The 19453-nt window shown below is 63.9% G+C and carries 19 protein-coding genes; 7 read left to right on the plus strand and 12 right to left on the minus strand.

The window, feature by feature from the left end; all coding sequences use genetic code 11:
- Positions 1–53: 53 nt before the first annotated feature.
- From scpA to JKL45_RS20105, 5 genes are all read right to left on the minus strand, one after another.
- Positions 54–2216, minus strand: a complete 2163-nt coding sequence (gene scpA / locus JKL45_RS20085) for a methylmalonyl-CoA mutase (RefSeq protein ID WP_201863356.1) — start codon at positions 2214–2216, stop codon at positions 54–56.
- Positions 2217–2313: 97 nt separating this feature from the next.
- Positions 2314–2682, minus strand: coding sequence for a hypothetical protein (locus JKL45_RS20090; protein ID WP_201863357.1), 369 nt, complete (start codon positions 2680–2682; stop codon positions 2314–2316).
- 134 nt (positions 2683–2816) lie between these two features.
- Positions 2817–3206 (minus strand): hypothetical protein, encoded by a 390-nt coding sequence (locus JKL45_RS20095; RefSeq protein ID WP_201863358.1) that lies wholly within the window; start codon positions 3204–3206, stop codon positions 2817–2819.
- Positions 3207–3244: 38 nt separating this feature from the next.
- A complete protein-coding gene (locus tag JKL45_RS20100) occupies positions 3245–5218 on the minus strand; it encodes a methylmalonyl-CoA mutase family protein (RefSeq protein ID WP_201863359.1) in 1974 nt (657 codons plus the stop codon).
- 726 nt (positions 5219–5944) lie between these two features.
- Entirely contained in the window at positions 5945–6325 is a 381-nt protein-coding gene (locus tag JKL45_RS20105) for a DUF2267 domain-containing protein (protein WP_036359449.1), read from the minus strand.
- Positions 6326–6448: 123 nt separating this feature from the next.
- Here JKL45_RS20105 and JKL45_RS20110 point away from each other — a divergent pair, with 123 nt between their 5' ends.
- The 3 genes from JKL45_RS20110 to JKL45_RS20120 all read left to right on the plus strand — a co-directional run bounded on the left by JKL45_RS20110 (position 6449) and on the right by JKL45_RS20120 (position 9937).
- Entirely contained in the window at positions 6449–7987 is a 1539-nt protein-coding gene (locus JKL45_RS20110; protein ID WP_201863360.1) for a helicase HerA-like domain-containing protein, read from the plus strand.
- A gap of 28 nt (positions 7988–8015) precedes the next feature.
- Entirely contained in the window at positions 8016–8474 is a 459-nt protein-coding gene (locus tag JKL45_RS20115) for a GNAT family N-acetyltransferase (protein ID WP_246498715.1), read from the plus strand.
- A gap of 80 nt (positions 8475–8554) precedes the next feature.
- On the plus strand, positions 8555–9937 hold the full coding sequence (locus tag JKL45_RS20120; RefSeq protein ID WP_201863361.1) for a M20/M25/M40 family metallo-hydrolase: 1383 nt from the start codon (positions 8555–8557) through the stop codon (positions 9935–9937).
- A 168-nt stretch (positions 9938–10105) separates the two neighbouring features.
- On the opposite strand, the gene JKL45_RS20125 is transcribed toward JKL45_RS20120, so the two are convergent.
- On the minus strand, positions 10106–10783 hold the full coding sequence (locus tag JKL45_RS20125) for a haloacid dehalogenase type II (protein ID WP_201863362.1): 678 nt from the start codon (positions 10781–10783) through the stop codon (positions 10106–10108).
- A 158-nt stretch (positions 10784–10941) separates the two neighbouring features.
- Here JKL45_RS20125 and JKL45_RS20130 point away from each other — a divergent pair, with 158 nt between their 5' ends.
- The 3 genes from JKL45_RS20130 (at position 10942) to JKL45_RS20140 (ending at position 13852) form a co-directional block, all read left to right on the plus strand.
- Positions 10942–11826, plus strand: coding sequence for a branched-chain amino acid aminotransferase (locus JKL45_RS20130; protein WP_201863363.1), 885 nt, complete (start codon positions 10942–10944; stop codon positions 11824–11826).
- A gap of 95 nt (positions 11827–11921) precedes the next feature.
- Positions 11922–12641: a DUF1194 domain-containing protein gene (locus tag JKL45_RS20135; protein WP_201863364.1), complete on the plus strand. Its 720-nt coding sequence runs from the start codon at positions 11922–11924 to the stop codon at positions 12639–12641.
- A 53-nt stretch (positions 12642–12694) separates the two neighbouring features.
- A complete protein-coding gene (locus JKL45_RS20140) occupies positions 12695–13852 on the plus strand; it encodes an adenylate/guanylate cyclase domain-containing protein (protein WP_201863365.1) in 1158 nt (385 codons plus the stop codon).
- A gap of 25 nt (positions 13853–13877) precedes the next feature.
- Here the strand turns inward: JKL45_RS20140 and JKL45_RS20145 are convergent, their stop codons facing one another.
- From JKL45_RS20145 to JKL45_RS20165, 5 genes are all read right to left on the minus strand, one after another.
- On the minus strand, positions 13878–14573 hold the full coding sequence (locus JKL45_RS20145; protein ID WP_201863366.1) for an RNA polymerase sigma factor: 696 nt from the start codon (positions 14571–14573) through the stop codon (positions 13878–13880).
- A gap of 70 nt (positions 14574–14643) precedes the next feature.
- Complete coding sequence (locus JKL45_RS20150) at positions 14644–15162, minus strand: plastocyanin/azurin family copper-binding protein (protein ID WP_201863367.1); 519 nt, start codon at positions 15160–15162, stop codon at positions 14644–14646.
- Entirely contained in the window at positions 15159–15578 is a 420-nt protein-coding gene (locus tag JKL45_RS20155; RefSeq protein ID WP_201863368.1) for a DUF5602 domain-containing protein, read from the minus strand. Before JKL45_RS20155 ends, JKL45_RS20150 begins: the two co-directional genes overlap by 4 nt.
- A 94-nt stretch (positions 15579–15672) precedes the next feature.
- A complete protein-coding gene (murJ, locus tag JKL45_RS20160) occupies positions 15673–17199 on the minus strand; it encodes a murein biosynthesis integral membrane protein MurJ (protein ID WP_201863369.1) in 1527 nt (508 codons plus the stop codon).
- A 3-nt stretch (positions 17200–17202) separates the two neighbouring features.
- Positions 17203–18189 carry a glycosyltransferase family 2 protein gene (locus JKL45_RS20165; RefSeq protein WP_201863370.1) on the minus strand — a complete coding sequence of 329 codons (987 nt, stop codon included), beginning with the start codon at positions 18187–18189 and terminating at the stop codon, positions 17203–17205.
- Positions 18190–18284: 95 nt separating this feature from the next.
- On the opposite strand from JKL45_RS20165, the gene JKL45_RS20170 reads away from it, so the two are divergent.
- The gene (locus JKL45_RS20170) at positions 18285–19133 is read left to right on the plus strand and encodes a ChbG/HpnK family deacetylase (RefSeq protein WP_201863371.1); all 849 of its coding nucleotides are present in this window, start codon (positions 18285–18287) and stop codon (positions 19131–19133) included.
- Here JKL45_RS20170 and JKL45_RS20175 read toward each other — a convergent pair.
- Positions 19130–19453: lysozyme inhibitor LprI family protein (locus JKL45_RS20175; protein ID WP_201863372.1), on the minus strand; the 324-nt coding region annotated here is incomplete at its 5' end. The genes JKL45_RS20170 and JKL45_RS20175 overlap by 4 nt on opposite strands.

Here is a 19453-nt window from a genome sequence, read left to right on the forward strand (position 1 = left end):
CGCGTCGATTGCGGGCGTCACGATGCCCCTTCTAGGAGAGATGTGAGGCGGGGTTATTCCGCCGCCTGCTTCGGCCCGTAGCCGAGTCTCTGATTGAGATCATCGATCAGGTTCACGGCGGCATCGGCAATCACGGTGCCGGGCGGGAAGATCGCCGAGGCGCCAGCCTGATACAGCGCGTCGAAATCCTGCGGCGGGATCACGCCGCCGACCACGATCATGATGTCGTCGCGGCCGAACTTCGCGAGTTCGCTTTTCAGCTCCGGCACCAGGGTCAGATGTCCTGCCGCCAGGGACGAAACACCGATGATATGCACATCGTTCTCAACGGCCTGACGAGCGGCCTCCCCCGGCGTGGCGAAGAGCGGGCCGATGTCCACGTCGAAGCCGAGATCGGCGAAGGCCGAGGCGATCACCTTCTGGCCCCTGTCGTGCCCGTCCTGGCCCATCTTGGCGACCAGAATGCGCGGGCGGCGTCCGTCGTCATGCTCGAACTGCTCGACCAGAGTGCGGATCTTCTCCACGGCAGGAGACGCCATGCCGACCTCCCGTTTGTACACGCCCGAGATCGCCTTGATCTCGGCCCGGTGACGGCCCCAGACCTTTTCCAGCGCGTCGGAAATCTCGCCCACCGTCGCCTTGGCGCGGGCCGCCTTCACGGCGAGGTCGAGCAGGTTGCCGTTGCCAGCAGCACCCTGCGACAGGGCAGCGAGTGCGGCATCCACATCGGCCTGATTGCGGTCGGCTTTGAGGCGCTTCAGCTTCTCGATCTGGCTCGCGCGCACGGCGGCGTTGTCGACCTTCAGGATGTCGATGGAGGCTTCGTCCGTCGACTTGAAGCTGTTCACGCCGATGATCTTCTGGTGGCCGGAATCGATGCGCGCCTGCGTCCGCGCCGCGGCCTCCTCGATCTTCAGCTTCGGAATGCCAGCCTCGATGGCTTTCGCCATGCCACCCAACTCCTCGACCTCCTGGATATGGGCCCAAGCTTTCTGCGCCAGCTCGTAGGTGAGGCGCTCGACATAATAGGAGCCGCCCCACGGATCGATGATGCGCGTGGTGCCGCTCTCCTGCTGCAGGAACAGCTGCGTGTTGCGGGCAATGCGGGCCGAAAAGTCGGTCGGCAGCGCTAGCGCCTCGTCCAGCGCGTTGGTGTGCAGCGACTGCGTGTGGCCCTGCGTCGCCGCCATCGCCTCGATGCAGGTGCGCGTCACGTTGTTGAACACGTCCTGCGCGGTGAGCGACCAGCCGGAGGTCTGCGAATGCGTGCGAAGCGGCAGCGACTTCTCGCTCTGCGGGTTGAAGCCCTTCACGAGCTTGGCCCAGATCAGGCGCGCGGCGCGCATCTTGGCCACCTCCATGAAGAAGTTCATGCCGACCGCCCAGAAGAACGACAGGCGCGGCGCGAACTGGTCGATGGTGAGGCCGGCCGCGATGCCGGCGCGGATGTATTCGACGCCGTCGGCGAGCGTGTAGGCGAGCTCCAAATCCTGCGTCGCGCCCGCCTCCTGCATGTGATAGCCGGAGATCGAGATCGAGTTGAACTTCGGCATATTGGCCGACGTATAGGCGAAGATGTCCGAGATGATGCGCATCGACCCCTTGGGCGGGTAGATGTAGGTGTTGCGCACCATGAACTCTTTGAGGATGTCGTTCTGGATCGTGCCGGACAGCTTGGAGGCAGGCACGCCCTGTTCCTCAGCGGCCACGATGTAGAGCGCCAGGATCGGCAGCACCGCGCCGTTCATGGTCATCGACACGCTCATCTGGTCGAGCGGGATGCCGGCGAACAGCGTGCGCATGTCGTAGATGGAATCGATGGCCACTCCCGCCATGCCCACATCGCCCGAGACCCGCGGGTGATCGGAATCGTAGCCGCGATGGGTGGCGAGATCGAAGGCCACCGACAGGCCCTTCTGGCCGGCCGCCAGGTTGCGGCGATAGAAGGCGTTGGAATCTTCCGCTGTGGAGAAGCCAGCGTACTGGCGCACGGTCCAGGGCTGGCTCACGTACATGGTAGGGTAGGGGCCACGCAGGAAGGGCGCGATGCCAGGGTACGTGTCGAGGAAGTCGAGCCCGGCGCGATCCTCCTGTCCGTACGATCCCTTCACCGCAATGCCTTCCGGCGTCAGCCAGGGCTCGGCCTTCTGTGCTGCGGAGGATGCCAGGGGAGCATCGGTAAAAGCGACGCTCGTGAAATCCGGGATGCTGGTCATGGGATGAAGCGGATGCCCTTGCCGGTGGAAACGGATCGAATGAGGTGCATTCTAGGGCATCCGTTGGCTGGAGGCTATCGGCGCAAGGTCGGAGCCGTCACCCCCGCTTTTCAGCATTCCAGTAACCGGAGCAGACGCGTCCGCCGGAGGTTGTCCACGTACCACGACCCGTAGCACCGGACAGGCGGCCCGAGACGTTGGCCCGGTCCTGCCCGCGTGAGATGCTGGCGGAGACGGAGCCGTTCTGCTGCACGCGACCGTTCACGTTGAAGTTCTCCGGTCCGCCATAGCGCGCCTGACCGTTCTGGACGACGACCGCATAGCGGTAGGCCCGGTCGCAGGCACCCTGCTCGGTGACCACCTCCACGCTCCAGTTGCCGTCGAAACGGTTCGTTTGGGCTTGGGCCTGGGGAGCCATCACGAGGGCTGCCATGGTGGCGCCGCCAAGCCAGGAAAGAACACGCATCAAACACTCCTGAACATGATGAGTCGGTTGAACCAACGTGGGTGTTTCAAGCGAGGTTCCTGTGGAGTTCCGCCGCAGCCGGACACGAAAAAGCCGCTGCATCGACGATGGCGGCTTGAGAGAAGCGAGGGCGGTCAGCCCTGCGCGACGCTGGAGCGCTTCTGGGCATTCCAGCGGCCGGAACAGCCGTAAGAAGCGACCTTCCAGACGCCCGAGCCCGACTGGCCTGCCAGGCTGCCCGAGGCTTGGGCCTGGGCGGAGCTGCGGCGGATGTCGAGGCTGACGGAGCCGTTGGTGGCGATCTGTCCGCTAATCTGTGCTGGAGTCTCGCCGGGAGTGCCATGGTAGCGGACGTTCCCCTGCTCGACCGTGATGGCGTAGCTGTTGGTGCCGCAGATGCCGGATTCGGTCACCATCTGCACCTGCCAGGTGCCGTCGTGCGCGTTCTTGGGGGCGGCCAGAGCCGCGCTGGTGCAAACCATGCCGAGGCTGAGGGCCGCAGCCGTCATCTTCGTGAAAGTCATAACCGTGGTCCTCCCGGTCCATAGCCGGGAGGAAAGCCTCACGCCTCGGCACAAGCCTTATCGAGGGCTTCGCCGAGAACCTTGAGGGTGTCGCACCCGGAAAAAATGAAGGTTGTGATGCCAGCCTCGGACAGATCTTTTTGATCTTCCCCGGGGCGGCCAGCCAGGAAGATAAGTTTTGAGCCTGCCCCACGCAAGGTCCTTGCGGTCGCAGGGGCGTGCAGCTTGTATATCTCGTCAGTAGAGCAGATGCAGCTGATCTTGGCGTTACTGTCAGAGAAGGCTTTCTGCAGGCTATCTTGGTCCGTTAATCCCTCGTTCATGATGACTTCCATGCCGGCTGCCTCGAATAAATTCTTGGCAAAGGTTGCGCGAGCGGTGAAGTCGGCAACGGATCCGAGGTTGGCGAGAAAGACCTGCGGCCTTGCACCCGTTCTGGCCCGATAAGCATCGGAGATGTCGCGCAGGCGTTCGAAAGCTTCCGCAACACGGATCGAGGGCAGGGGTGCGACCGCCACGGCGCTTGAGCCTGCTGCCGTGATGGCAAGCTGCGGCAGCGTCGCTCCTTCGGCCGCCATTTGCACGAGGGAGGCGAAGGAGGTTTCGGTTATAGGTGCGGAAGAAAGCGCCGGAGCAGAACCTTTGCTCTCTTCAGCTCCCGGCATGGGCATCAGAACCGTCACGTCCGCTTCGTTGATGTTCGGAAACTCGCTCGTGCCGGTGATCGGTTCCTTACGGGTGGCGACCGCTTTCTCCCGCTGGGCGCGCACGGCCGCAATCCGACCCTGGAGCGTTTCGCCCTTCAGGCTCTCCAGAATGCCACCCTCGCTCTCGATCTCCTGCAACAGCCCCCAGGCCTTTTCGCACAGCGCATCGGTGAGCGCCTCGAACCCGCCGGCGCCGGCCGCAGGATCGGCCACGCGGGCGAGGTTGGATTCATCGAGCAGGATGGCTTGCGTGTTGCGCGCAACCCGGCGCGCGAAAGTATCGGGCAGACCAAGGGGGGCTGTAAAAGGCAGCACCGTAATCGCATCCGCCCCGCCGATTCCGGCCGAGAACGCCGCCACCGTACTGCGCAGCATGTTCACCCAGGGATCGCGCCGTGTGGTCATGCGCCAGGCGGTTTCCGCATGGAGGCGGATCGGCATAGGCTCAAGGCCGCAGGCCTGCTCGACACGGGCCCAGAGGCGGCGCAGCGCCCGGAGTTTCGCGACGGTAAGAAACTCATCCGCATCGGCCACGAGCAGGAACGACAGCGCTCGCCGTGCCGCATCGAGCGAGTGCCCTGTAGTCTCAAGGGCGCGCAGATAGCTCAAGCCGGTCGCCGACACGGCCGCAAGTTCCTGCGCCTCGCTCGCGCCGGCCTCGTGATAGACGCGCCCGTCAGCGAGGAAAGCACGGCCGGCAAAGCCCTTGGATGTCAGATGGGCGAGGGTGTCGCCCATGCGTTGCGCCATCGCGTCCCAGGACGCCGACATCCGGCCCTGGGCTGCCATGGCGCCGACTGGATCGAGGCCGAGATCGAGGGAAAGCTCGGACAGCTTGTGGCCCCGCCGCTCGGCGAGCGCCAGCACCAGCGCGGCCATCTGGCGGCCGTGTCCGCCCGCATCGATGCGCAGATGGATGAGGTCGAGCATCACGCCGCCGAGCGTCCGCTCGAGATCCTCGATGGAGTTGATCCCTACCCCGAAGCCCCGGGCCGCGAGCGCTTTTGGAGTGACGAGGGTCAGGGCATCGGCGCCACCTTCGAGATCGGCAATCGCCAGCTCATTGGCCTTGGCCGGATCGGGATGATCGACGCGCTGCGAGACGCGCCAGCGTCCGGCCTGCTCGCGCGCAATCGGCGCCGCTCCTTCCGCCTTCGGATAGAGCGGTTGAATGACGATGCCGTCATGACTGCGGGAGACGAGCTTCTTCTCGAAGTCGGCGCCCTTCAGCACGCCCTCGACCAGCTTGAGCCACTGCTCGCGGGTCGCTTGCGGAAAGTCGGCGGCGAGAGAGAGATCGTCCATGGGGGCCTCGTCCGGAGAAGGGCTGCGCGAATTGCGCGGGACAATACCGGGACGCGTGGGTGCTGCAAATGCCCTAAAGGGCGAGGTTGAGGGACAGGGATGAAATGGCTTGCATGAGGATCTCCTTTGAGACGCATGCTTCCGGGGAAATGACATTGTACCACAGCCCTCCCGCGTCATCCCCGGACTTGTTCCGGGGATCCACGTCTTTGCACCGCTGTGGTCCCCAAGACGTGGATGGCCGGGACAAGCCCGGCCATGACGCGAGAGGATCTTTGTTCTTATTTTGTTCTTGACTTTGGTCCTAACCTCGGCTATAGCTAAGGACATCCTCGTCCGATGAGGGGCGCGCTCGCGAGGCGTCGCAAGAGTGGGACGGGGAGCGGTCCTGCCGCAGGCCTCGCACGCCTGTGATCGCAGGGGGCCGATCTGGCATGCCTCCAGGTCCGCTAAAACAAACCGCGCGTGACGAGCAGTCTGGCTCTCACCTTTCCCATCACACATCGAGCCGGGCTGCCCGACGCGCCACCCTCGATTTACCTTCAGGCTCGCAGCTCACGCTGCGGGCCCACAGGTGCTGGCTCTTTGACACCCTGCCACCCGCGTCATCCCGGACGAAGCGCAGCGGAGATCCGGGATCGCCGACAGAATGTGGTGCTCGATCCTGCGAACGATCCCGGGTTCTGCTTTGCAGCCCCGGGATGACGCGTTGTAACGACCTGTCGATCAAACGAACTGCGACAGCCCCGGAATCGAGCCGACGATCGGTCCCATCACGTCCTCGCCGGCCTTCTCTCGGCCGTAGGTGAAGAGCTCCTTGCCGAGCGGCTGCATCTGGCCCATGGACACGCCGATCCCCATGAGCTGGCCGCCGAGCGCCATCACGCCGCCGCCCATGGAGCCCATCATGCCCATGAGGCCACCGCTGGCCCCGGTCTTGCCCTCCTCAATGGCATCCATCGCGCCCGGAAGAGCCTCGATCAGCTGGTTGACCTCGCTCGAGGGCCCTTCCTTCTGAAGGTATCCGAGGATGATGCCGATCGCCTTGCGGGCGGTCGCTGCGTCGAGGCCGGTCTTCTGCGTCACGCGGGCGATGAGCTCTTCCATTTGATTCTCCTGAAACTGGAATAGGGCCGATAGTTCACAACTGAACTGTTTAATCAAGAAATCCGAGAGTGGAAACTCGCGGCAAGGCTTCTAAGATCCATGAGAAGATGCTGGAGGGATTCGATGCTGCAGGACGGGAAGATCTTCATCGGGAAAAGCACGAAGCCCGAATATCTCGATTTGAGGCTCGCCAACCGGCACGGTCTCGTGACGGGAGCCACAGGCACGGGCAAGACCGTCTCCCTGCAGGTGCTGGCGGAAGGCTTCTCCAACGCGGGCGTTCCGGTCTTTGCCGCCGACATCAAGGGCGATCTCTCCGGCATGGCGGCGCCTGGCAACGGCAAGGAGCCCCTGGTCAAGCGCGCCAAGGACATCGGCATCGAATACGTGCCCGACAAATTCCCTGTGGTGTTCTGGGACCTGTTCGGCGAGCAGGGACACCGGGTGCGGGCGACGATCTCCGAGATGGGGCCGCTGCTGCTCTCGCGCCTGCTCGATCTCAACGACACGCAGGAGGGCGTGCTCAACATTGCCTTCCGCATCGCCGACGAGCAGGGGCTGCTGCTCCTCGACCTGAAGGATCTGCGCGCGCTGCTGCAGCTCATCTCGGACAATGCCAGCCAGCTCACCACCACATACGGCAATGTGTCGAAGGCGACCATCGGCACCATTCAGCGCCAGCTCCTGGTGCTGGAGAACCAGCAGGGCGACGAGTTCCTCGGCGAGCCGGCACTCGACATCAAGGACCTGATGCGCACCGATCGCGACGGGCGCGGCGTCGTCAACATCCTGGCGGCGGACAAGCTCATGAGCAATCCGCGCCTCTACGCCACGTTCCTCCTGTGGCTCATGTCGGAGCTGTTCGAGGAACTGCCCGAGGTGGGCGATCTCGACCAGCCCAAGATGGTGTTCTTCTTCGACGAGGCGCATCTCTTGTTCAACGATGCCCCGAAGGCTCTCGTCGAGACGGTGGAGCGCGTGGTCCGCCTCATCCGCTCAAAGGGTATCGGAGTCTATTTCATCACGCAGAACCCCATCGACATTCCCGAAAGCGTGCTGGCGCAGCTCGGCAACCGGGTTCAGCATGCTTTGCGCGCCTATACCCCGCGCGAGCAGAAGGCCGTGCGGGCGGCGGCCCAGTCCTTCCGGGAGAACCCGGCTTTCGACACGGAGAAGGCGATCACCCAACTCGGCGTCGGAGAGGCGCTGGTCTCGACGTTGGAGGGCAAGGGTGCACCGTCCATGGTGGAGCGCACGCTGATCGCGCCCGCCATGGCGCAGGTCGGGCCGATCGAGTTGACCGAGCGCCAGCAGATCATTGCGGCGAGCCCTATGAAGGGAAAGTACGACCAGCCTGTCGATCCGGAATCCGCCTACGAGATGCTGGCCAAACGCGCCGAGCAGGCGGCCGCCGAGGCGAAGGCTGCGGAAGGGGGAGGCGGCATCCTCGACATGCTGGGCGGCCTCTTCGGCTCGGGCCCGCAGCGCAAGGGCTCCATGACGGTCAGCCAGCGTGTTACGCGGGAGGTGACGCGAACCATCGTCAACCAGACGGTCGGCAACCTTGCGGCCGAGATCGGCAAATCCATCGGCGGCCGCCAGGGCAGCTCCATCGGCCGCGCCATCGTGCGCGGAACCCTGGGCGGATTGCTGAGGCGATAAAGGTCAGCCGATATCGTGCTCGTTCTTGATGATGTCTGATATTCGCCCGGCACAGCGTGAAGATTTGGCCGCCGTCGAGGCGCTCATTGCGGCGGCTTATACCCAGTATATCCCGCTCATCGGCCAAAGGCCCGGACCGATGGGCGACGACTATTCCGCTCTGATCGAGAAACGGTGCGTCTATGTTCTCTCCAGTGAGAATAAACTCGCCGGAATGCTCGTTCTTCTTCCGGAAGACGAGGCCATGCTTCTCGATAATGTGGCCGTGCATCCGGATATGCAGGGACGCGGCTATGGGCGCGCGCTGATCGCCTTCGCGGAGATGCTCTCCATCGAGCGTGGGTTCAAGGCCATTCGGCTCTACACGAACGAGGTCATGATCGAGAACGTCCGTCTTTATGAACGTCTGGGGTTTGTGGAGACCCATCGGGCGGAGGAGAAGGGCTTCCGGCGTATTTATATGACCAAGCCTTTGGTCCGGTCCTGAGCCCCAATCTCGGGCTTGCGAGCACCAGGGTGATGAGAGTACCTCTTGAGGCGACCTCGTCCACAAGGCAGATGTTCCCCATGTCCCAGATCGACCAAGTTCTGCAGCGCATCGATTCCGATCTCGATTCCTCCCTGGAGCGCCTGTTCCAGTGGCTCAAGGTTCCGTCCATCTCCACCGATCCCGCCTACAAGGACCATTGCCGCACCGCCGGTCAGTGGCTCGTGGACGAGCTGAAGAGCATCGGCATCGAGGCTTCCCTGCGTGAGACCGGCGGGCATCCGGCCGTGGTCGGTCACGCCAAGGGCGACGCGAAGCTGCATGTGCTCTTCTACGGCCATTACGATGTGCAGCCGGTCGACCCGCTGGAGCTGTGGGAGACGCCGCCCTTCGAGCCGCGCATGATCACGCTTTCCGACGGCCGCAAAGCCATCAGCGCCCGCGGCTCCTCCGATGACAAAGGTCAGGTGATGACTTTCGTCGAGGCCTGCCGCGCCTGGAAGGCAGAGACGGGCTCCCTGCCGATCAACATTACCTTCCTGGTCGAGGGTGCCGAGGAGGACGGATCCAAGTTTCTCCCTGAGTTCATCGAGGCCAACAAGGACGAGTTGACGGCTGACGTGGCGCTCGTCTGCGACACGGGCATGTGGGACCAGAACACGCCCGGCATCACCTCGTCCCTGCGCGGCATGGTCTATGAGGAGATCATCGTCCGCTGTGCCGACCGCGACCTGCATTCCGGCACCTTCGGCGGCGCGGCCCGCAACCCGATCCATGTGCTGTCCAAGATCATCGCGGCCTTTCACGACGACAACGGCCGCATCACGATTCCAGGCTTCTATGACGGCGTGCATGAAACGCCCACGCAGGTGCTGGAGCAGTGGAAGGGCCTGAACCTGACGGAAGAGGAGTTCCTCGGGCAGGTGGGCTTGAAGCAATCGGCCGGTGAAAAGGGACGCATGCTCATCGAGCAGATTCAATCGCGTCCCACCTGTGACGTGAACGGCATTATCGGCGGTTATACGGGCGAAGGCACCAAGACGGTGATCGCATCCGAGGCCCGCTGCAAGGTCTCGTTCCGCCTCGTGGGCGATCAGGATCCGGTTGCGATTTCCAAGAACTTCGAGACTTTCGTGCGCGAGCGCATTCCCGCCGACTGCTCGGTGGAGTTCATCCACCACAAGGGCTCGCGGGCGCTCGCGCTGCCGCACGATTTCCCGGCCATCACGGCGGCGAAGTCTGCGCTGCACGACGAGTGGCAGAAGGACCCGATCGTCATCGGCATGGGCGGCTCGATCCCGGTCGGCGGCGACTTCAAGCGCACACTGGGGATGGACACGCTCTTCGTCGGCTTCGGCCTCGACGACGACCGCATCCACTCGCCGAACGAGAAATACGACCTCCAGAGCTTCCACAAAGGCACCCGCTCCTGGGCACGCATTCTGGCCGCGATGGCGAAGTGAGCCTAGCACCCACTGTCATTCCGGGGCGGCTCGTAAGAGCCGAGCCCGGAATCCATAACCGGTAGCGATGCAGAAAAGGGAGTTGTGTGAGCCGCAGCTTCTAATGAGCAGCGTCGTGTTTATGGATTCCGGGCTCCGCTGTGCGGCCCCGGAATGACAGTGGAGATCTCAAACCAACCCATCGAGCGATGCGATGACCCCGCCCGGAGCAAGGTCTACATATTCGTCCGGCAAGCCGAGCCGGTTCACCCAGATCGGTGTGAACCCGAAGGCGGCAGCTCCCGCGATGTCCCAGCGGTTGGATGAGACGAACACGACTTCTTCGGCAGCGATGGAGAGGGTCTGCAGCACAAGGTCGTAGCTGCGTGGGCTCGTCTTGAAGACCTGCACGGCGTCGACGGACAACACCACGTCGAGATCGCCGGCAAGGTTCGCCGAATCCACTGCCGCCTTGAGCATGCCCGGATCGCCGTTCGACAGGATGCCTGTGCGAAGGCCGCGCGTGCTTAAGGCCTGCAAAGTCTGCCGAACATGCGGATAGGCATCGAGGGTGCGGTAGGCCTCAAGCAGAAGCGGACGGATCGAGCGGTCGACGTTCGGGAATCGCGCGAAGGCATAGTCCAACGCGCGCTCGGTCAAAATCCAGAACGGCTCGTAACGGCCCGCCAGAGACAGCACCCAGGAATATTCCAGCTGCTTCGTGCGCCACACCTCCGAGAAGCGCGCCGCATCGGGCCCGACCTGGGCCATATGGCGGCCCACGGCGGAATGCACGTCGAACAATGTTCCATAGGCGTCGAAGATCACGGCCTTCGCACGGGCGGGGATGAGGCTGGAATTATTCATGAGGGCCAGAGTTTCACCAGGTCTGAGCCATGGCAAGCCGTCCAATGATCAGCCCTTCTCATGGAACCCATCACAAGACTTTATGCGCTGCTCCGGATGAAGCGATTGACGGCTGCCGGTGCAGGCGTTTCGATAGGGCAGAAGTTCTGACCCAAAGGATGAGACACGTGGCTTGGTATTCGCAAACCTGGAACTGGTTCAATGGCACCTGGCAGGAGGGCAATCCGCCCCTGATCGGGCCGCGCTCGCACGTGTCCTGGCTCGGGTCGTCCGTCTTCGACGGGGCTCGCGTCTTCGAAGGTGTCGCCCCCGATCTCGACCTTCACTGCGAGCGCGTGAACCGCTCCGCGCTGACCATCGGCCTCAAGCCGACCATGGAGCCGCGGGCCATCATGGACCTCGTCCGCGAGGGCGTGAAGAAGTTCGCACCCGGCACAGCGCTCTACGTGAAGCCCATGTACTGGGGCGAGGCCGAGGGCTTGTCCACCATCGCGCCGGATCCGGAATCGACCCAGTTCTGCCTGTCCCTCTTTGAGGCGCCGATGCCGGTGCCGGGTGGAACCTCGCTGACGAAGTCGAGCTTCCGCCGCCCGACCCTTGAATCCATGCCGACCGACGCGAAAGCCGGTGCCCTCTATCCCAACAATGCCCGGGTGATCCGCGAGGCGAAGGAGAAGGGCTTCGACAACGCGCTGGTCTGCGATGCTCTCGGCAACATCGCCGAGACCGCCACCTCCAACGTGTTCATGGCTAAGAATGGCGTGGTTCATACGCCCTATCCGAATGGCACGTTCCTCAATGGCATCACCCGCCAGCGCGTGATCCAACTCCTGCGCGACGACGGTGTGCAGGTGGTCGAGGGCACCCTGCGCTACGAGGATTTCGCCGGTGCCGACGAGATCTTCATCTCGGGCAACTATTCCAAGGTGATGCCGGTGCTGCGCATCGATTCCCGCGATCTCCAGCCCGGCCCGTTCTATCGCAAGGCGCGGGAGCTCTACTGGGCTTTCGCCCATGATAAGGGAATCCTGAAGGCGGCCTGAGCGCCCTCAACGAAGTTGTGAACGAGGCACGAGGCGGCGGTGGTCGCCTCGTGCCCTACATGGCTCCAGCATTGCGCCCCAAGCTGGAGCCCTTGATGCGGTTTGTCCTCAAAAGCCTTGTGGCCCTGAGCCTTCTGACGGCGACGGCCCATGCGGAGTCCGTCGACCTGGAACTGGTCTTCGCCGCCGACGGGTCAGGCTCCATCGACAATGACGAGTTGCGCCTCCAGCGGCAGGGCTGGGCGGATGCGCTGACGAGCCCCGATGTGCTCACCGGCATCAAAGACGGCCCCGTCGGGGCCATCGCGGTCGCTTTCATGGAATGGGGCGGCCCGAGCTCCCAGGTGCTGATTGTCGACTGGCACGTGATCCGTGACGAGGCGAGCGCGAGGGTATTTGCGGACAAGCTCCTGAGCACCCCGCGCGGCGCGACAGGCTACAACTCCATCTCCAACGCCATCGACTTCTCCATGCGTCTCGTCGAAGGCAACGCCCATGAGGGAACGCGCAGGGTGATCGACGTGTCGGGCGACGGTCCGAACATGAACGGCCGGTCCCTGGAACAGGTGAGGGGGGAGGCGCTGGCCAAGGGCTTCACCATCAATGCGCTCGCCATCCGCCGCCCCGGCAGCGGTCGGCCGGGCGGTCCCGGCAGCATGTCGCTGGAGGATTATTACGCGCAGAACGTCATCGGAGGTCCCGGCTCCTTCGTGGAGATCGCCGACGAGACACGACCCTTCGCCCTGGCCGCACGCCGCAAGCTCCTGACGGAGATCGCAGGGAAGGGAGGCACAGCGCGCCACGCCAGCCGCTGACCGGAAGGCTTGCGGAATCGAGACATTCCCAGCCGGGATGCTAGAGTGCCTCCATGACGAATCTCGAAAGCTGGATCATCGAACAGGGCCTGCGCGGATCCGATATGGTCACGCTGCTCTCAGGGGTTGCCGAGCGGCTGGTCGACGAGGGAATCCCTCTCGTCCGGGCCTATATCGCCCTGCCGACCGTCAATCCGACGATCCGCGTCTACACGCATCTTTGGATCCGATCGGCCGGCACCATCGTGGAAGGGGTTTCCCACGAGCGCAACGACGGTGCCTTCGAGGTCAGCCCCTTCGCCTACATGATGAACACCGATCAGGAGAGCTGCCACTGGCTTATGCACGGTCCCGATGCAGAAAGATTCAGCGTGTTCGAGGACATCAGGCGTCTCGGAGGGACCGATTACCTGGTGCGTCTCTTCAGCTTCGGCAACGCCAGCGCCCCGGACCTGCGGGGTTTCGGAGCCTCGTTCTCCACAAGCCGCCCCGGAGGCCTTCTGCCGGAGGAGGTCGCCCGCATTGATGCACTTCTTCCAATCTTGGGGCTGGCCGCCTACCGCATGACCCTGTTCGACCTCACAGTGACCATGCTCGACACCTATGTCGGATTCTCGGCCGGCCGGCGCGTGCTGAGCGGGGCGATCCGGCGCGGCTCCGGCACGACCATCGAGGCGGCTCTGCTCTTTGCCGATCTCCGGGGCTTCACGACGCTCGCGGACACGGCGGGTCTCGATCTCATCGCCCGGCTCGACCGGCACCTGGAAGCCATGGCGGACCCGGTGGCGGAGCAGGGCGGAGAGGTGCTGAAATTCCTCGGCGATGGCCTCCTGGCCGCTTTCCCGATCACCGAGGAACAGTCGCACGAGAGCGCCTGCGCGGCGGCGATCCGGGCTGCGCAGGTGGCGCTCGAGCGCAACGAGGCCGTCAACGGTCAGTTCGAGACGCCGCTCGCCCTCGATATCGCGCTCCATTGCGGGGATGTGTTCTACGGCAATATCGGCGCTGCAGGCCGCCTCGACTTCACAGTGATCGGACCTGCCGTCAACGAGGCAAGCCGCATGGAAGCCCTGTGCAGCACACTCGATTGTTCGGTCATCCTGTCCGACCGGGTTGCCTCTGTGAGCCCGGTACCAGTTCGCTCCCTCGGCAGCCATCGTCTGCGAGGTGTCGCCACGGAGCGTGAGCTGTTCACCTTCGCGGCCGGCTAGAGGAGCGCCTCAACGCCGGTCGTTTTCAGTCTATCGCCTGTGCGTCAAGGCGCGCCAGAACGGCTTGCGTAATCCGGGCGCAGCGGGCCCCGGCAAAGGGAAACGTATCGGCAAGCGCGCTCGACAGGGTCTTGTCGAGGTTCTGCCGCAGGAGGCGTCGGGCCCTATGAAGCCGCGTCTTCACCGTTTCGGGGCGCAGGCCGAGCTGACATGCGGTCGCCTCGATGCTCATCTCCTCGATGTCGCGCAGGACGAACACGATGCGGAACGGATCGGGCAGTTGGTCCACGGCTCGCTCAATAAGACGGCGGACTTCCGCGCGTGCGGCAGCTGCTTCCGGGTCACCCTCCTGCCGGGTCGAGGGCAGATAGATCACGCGAGACGCTCCCTGCTCGTTGATCGTGTCGAGCTGGTTCAGATCCACCGAGATGCGCCGGGTGCGAAGCCGTCCGAGAGCCTCGTTGAGGGCGATCCGCGTGAGCCATGTTCCAAGGCGCGCCTCTCCGCGAAAACCGTCAAGATGAGTGAACGCGCGCATGTAGGTGTCTTGGACCACATCCTCGGCCTCGTTATCATCGCCGAGAACGCTGCGTGCGATGCGATAGAGCCGACGGTTGTTCTGCTCCATGATATGGCGAAGCGCGGCGGGATCCCGATGTCGAGCCTGCTCGACCAGAGCCATTTCGTCCAGGGGCGGCGGTGTGGCGGTCTTCGGTTGCATGGCGTCCCTCCCGCATATGGCCATTAGATGAAACGGTTGCGCAAAGGTTCCTGAATTATCTCCTGATCGCTCACATCCGGCGCACGATGCCTCGGTTCATGATCTCCTCGACTGAAGGGAAGGCAAGCCGCGCCGCCTCCGGGATGCCCGATGCGTTGGCATCATCGGCCGGCGGGCTCACGGGATGTCCCACGATGATCCGCCCCACCATCCCGGCATGCTCGTGCGGCACGCAGAAGAAATCGTAGATGCCTTCCACATCGAGCGTAACCGAAAAGCTTTCGTTCGGCAGCAGGTAATCCGAGTTCCAGGGCCTGGCACTTTCCGGAATGCGCCGCGGGTGCTCGAAGTTCTGCGGATGGTAGGCCGTTGCCGTGTGGGAATTGCCCGGATCCAGGTTGATCCAGCGGATGGTCCGGCCTGGCTGGATGAGAAGACCCACCGGGTCGAACCAGACGTGCGACCCATCCGCATTGCCCTGCATACGGATCTCTACCGGTTCATCGGCAAGCGGATGGTGCGGCTGGGCCAGACCGGCGAGGACGAGGCCCTCGCCGATCCGCAGGATATGCCTGCGGGTGAGCGTCACTTCGCAGCCACCCGCGACTCGTCGGCCTTAGGAACGTGCCACAGCACGACATGCGCATGGGGCTTCTCGACGCCCGGATGGCCGGCATTGAAGTAGACGTCCACGTGATCGACCTTGCCGCCGGGAGCCGCGAGGTCGTCGAAGCGCTTGTCCTTGTTGGAGAGATCCTCGACGGGAAGCATGTAGACCGTGCTGACGAGCCGCCCGTCGCGATCATAGGCGAGGAACGGGCCGGCCGGCAGGGTCTTGGGATCCACAAAGAGCTGGCCGAGGCCCGGCAGGAAATCGGGCAGCTTTACGAGTTCGCTGACCTTCTTGTAGGCGCCCGACGGCGGAGCCTTCTCAACCTGATCGGCAGCCATGGCCGGAAGGGCGAAGGCGGCAAGTGCAATGGCGGCTGCGAAGCGGAAGCTCATGATATCATCCTCTCTCTGGGCCAGGCGATGCCCGGCACATGTGATTGGATGGAGCCCTGACAGGAAGGTTCCCGGAAATCCGCAGCCTGGACGATCAGCGGCGCGACAGCCTGACCCCAAGCACCTTCAAGCCGGCCAGCAGCACGCCGCCATAGAGGAGGGCGCCGGCGAACCCAAGGACCGCAAGCAGAATCTCGCTGTTCCAGGCGGGGAGTCGTATGGTCCATTCGGACAGGGGGATTGGCGCGAACCAGGCGAAAGCCCCGAGCAGCAGGCTCGCAACAGTGACGGCGGCTGCGGTGCGGCCCAGGGTGCTGCCTGGAGCCATCCAGTCCTTCCTCATGGCGAGAAGGACGAGGAGCCCGAGATTGACCCAGATGCCGATGGCGGTGGCGAGCGCCAGACCGACCACGCCGTAGGGTTCCGTCAGCACGATCTTCAGCGCCACGTTGACGGCTACTGCCGTGAGAGAGGCGATGAGCGGCGTCACCGTGTCGGAGCGGGAGTAGAAGCTCGCCACCGCTGAGCGGATGAGCACGGCGGCGGGCAAGCCGACAGCGTAGGCGGCAAGCACCGCGCCGGAGCGCTCGGCGGCGGCCGCATCGAAGGCGCCGCGCTGGAACAGGGCCGACATGATGAGATCGGGCAGGGTGACGAAGGCTACGACGAAGGGGGCGGCGAGCGCGAGCGTCAAGCCCACGGCCCGGTTCTGGGCACCATGAGCCCCGGTGACGTCGCCTGCGGCGATGCGGCGGCTCATCTCCGGCAGCAGCACGGTGCCGGCCGCGATCCCGATCACGCCGAGCGGCAGCTGGTAGATGCGGTCGGCATAATAGAGCGAGGCTACGGCGCCCGTGGGCAGGAAGGACGCGATGATCGTGTCGGCGAACATGGCAAGCTGCACGCCCGCCGAACCGATGACGGCCGGGCCCAGCACCTTGAAGAAGTGCTTCATGGCCGGATCGAAGCGCGGCGCCTCGATGGTCGGCGCGACGCCCAGGCGCTTCGCGGAAAACCAGACCAGCAACAATTCGAGCACGCCCGCGACCGTGACGCCCCAGGCGGCCGCATAGCCAGCATTCGGGAACAGGAACGCGACCGCCAGTGCCGCCACGATGGAGACGTTGAGCAGCACGGGCGCGGCGGCAGCGGCTGCGAAGCGCTCATGGGCGTTGAGGATGCCTGAGAGGATCGTCACCAGGGTGACGAAGAGGAGGTAAGGGAAGGTGATGCGGGTGAGCGTCACCGCCAGATCGAATTTCTGCGGCTCGTCCGAGAAGCCCGGTGCGAGCAGGGTCACCACCACCGGCATGCCCACGAGGGCTGCCGCCAACAGCACGATCTGCACGATCAGCATCAGGGTGCTGATGCGGCTCGCGAACGAGCGGGCGGGGGCGGCGCCTTCCCGTTCGAGCACACCGGCATAGGTGGGCAGGAAGGCGCTGTTGAAGGCGCCCTCGCTGAAGATGGCCCGGAAATGGTTCGGGATGCGGGAGGCGACCACGAAGGCATCGGCGATGGGACCCACGCCCATGACGGCGGCCAGCACCACGTCGCGGATGAAGCCGGTCAGGCGCGAGACGAGCGTCCAGCCGCCGACGGAGAGGATCTTTTTGAGCATCGGTCAGGCCCGGCGCAGACGGTAAGTATCGGGAACGAGGCTGTCCGAGACCTCCGCCGCGCCGCCGATTCTCTCGGCCACCACATAGAGCGGGCGCCGCTTCACCTCAGCGAAGATGCGGCCGACATATTCGCCCACGATCCCGAGCGACATGAGCTGAATGCCGGAGAAGAACATGACGGAGACGATCAGGCTCGGGAAGCCGGGGAGGTCGGTCCCGAACAGGAGCGTCCGGATCGTGAAGTACACGGCCGTCGCGATCGCCAGGAACGAGATCAGGAAGCCGATATAGGTCCAGATCCGCAGCGGCACGGTGGAGAAGGCCGCGATGCCGTCGAAGGCGAAGCGGAAAAGCTTGCGGAAGCTCCATTGGGTGGTGCCGAAGCGGCGCTCCTCCACCACGAAAGGCACGCCCGTGGCCTTGAAGCCGATCCAGGCATAGAGCCCCTTGGAGAAGCGCGCCTTCTCGCCGAGGGTGCGCAGGACCTCGATCCCCTTCCGGTCGATGAGCCGGAAATCGCCGGCGCCTTCGGGCAGGGGGATCTCGCCGAAGCGGGCGAAGAGCTTATAGAAAACTTGAGCGAAGCCGCGCTTCGTCCGGGTCTCGTCCGAGCGGTCGGTGCGCTGGCCGTAGACCATGAGGAAGCCCTCCTGCCAGCGTTCCACGAAGGCCTCGATCATTTCCGGCGGGTGCTGGAGGTCGGCATCCATGATGACGACAGCGTCGCCACGGGCGTGATCGAGCCCGGCCGCGATGGCGATCTCCTTGCCGAAGTTGCGGCTGAAGGAGACGGCCCCTATCCGCGGCTCGGCGCGGCTGACGTCCTTGACGATATCCAGGGTGTCGTCCTGGCTGCCGTCGTCCACGAAGACCACCTCCCAATCGGGGGTGATGCGGCTGAGGACCGGCAGCAGGCGTTCGCAGAGGGGCGCGATGTTGGCGCTCTCGTTATGGACCGGGATGATGACGCTGAGCTTGGGCGACGCCACTGGATGACCCCTTGATTGTCGGCCGCATCAAGAGACGAGTTTGCAGCTTTGCTCAAGAGCATTAGACTGCGGCAAAGCTGAATTTTAGGGCATACATGGGTTCCTTTCGTAACGTCATCCTCTGCGCCGACGATTTCGGTCTCGCCGACGGGGTGAGCCGAGGCATCGTCGAGCTGGCCCTGATGGGACGTCTCTCGGCCACGGGAGCCATGACCAACATGCCCGGCTGGCGACGGGCTGCAGGCGATCTGAAGCCCCTGAAAGGCCGGATCGTGGTGGGCCTGCACCTCAATCTCACCACTGGATCGCCCCTCGGTCCCATGCCGCAACTCGCGCCGACGGGCATTTTTCCGACCCTGAGGACACTCCTGCCAAAAACCTTGAAGCGCCAGCTGCCGGCCGAGGAGGTTGCTCGAGAGATTGAGCGGCAGCTCGACGCCTTCTTGGAGGTTCACGGCGAGCTCCCGGCCTTCGTGGACGGCCACCAGCATGTTCATGTGCTGCCGGTGATCAGGCCGGCTCTCATCGGGGTTCTGACGGAGAGGGGATACGCCGGGCGTGTCTGGCTGCGTGATCCATCGGACCGGACGGCCGCAATCCTGCGGCGTCCCATCGGACGCAGCAAGGCGTTGGTGGTCAAAGCATTGAGCGGAGATTTCGCTCGTGCCGCTCAACGGGCAGGATTTAGGTCAAACCAAGGGTTTTCAGGCTTTGCCCCGCTGGATCTCTCCGTGCCGGCTCAAGGCATCTTCAAGGAGGCATTCTCGATGCTTGGGCCGCTCCCTCTGGTCATGTGTCATCCAGGCCATGTGGACGGCGAGTTGCGCGCCCTCGATCCGGCGGTGGAGAGCCGGGCGGAGGAGTTGGGGTATTTGAGGTCTGATGCGTTTGAGGCAATGCTGGACGAGCGAGGGATCAGGCTCGTTCCCAATCTTAATTACTAGTTCGTGTTACCGGTCCGACCTTTGCACGAAAGATCACCCTCTTCGCATGTAAGTTGGGAATCCAAATACTTGATGTGTTCATTCGTGAGCATCGTCAAACATCCTGCAAAGATCGTCGGACGGACTGATCCGAGGCCACTCGTCTCGAACTTACACAACTTATCACGGTAGGCGATCCAAGCCATTTGTGCTTGGCGAAGGTTCCCTTGATCTTCACGGTCAAGCCGCTTCATGAGCGTTGTGTAGTCGTCCGTGAAGAATCCCGATCTCGTTGAGACGATTGGGATATCAGGCGCATCACCGCCTTCGATTTTGCAGGA

It is taken from the genome of Microvirga soli, from assembly GCF_016734765.1.
GTDB classification, from domain to species: Bacteria; Pseudomonadota; Alphaproteobacteria; order Rhizobiales; family Beijerinckiaceae; genus Microvirga; species Microvirga soli.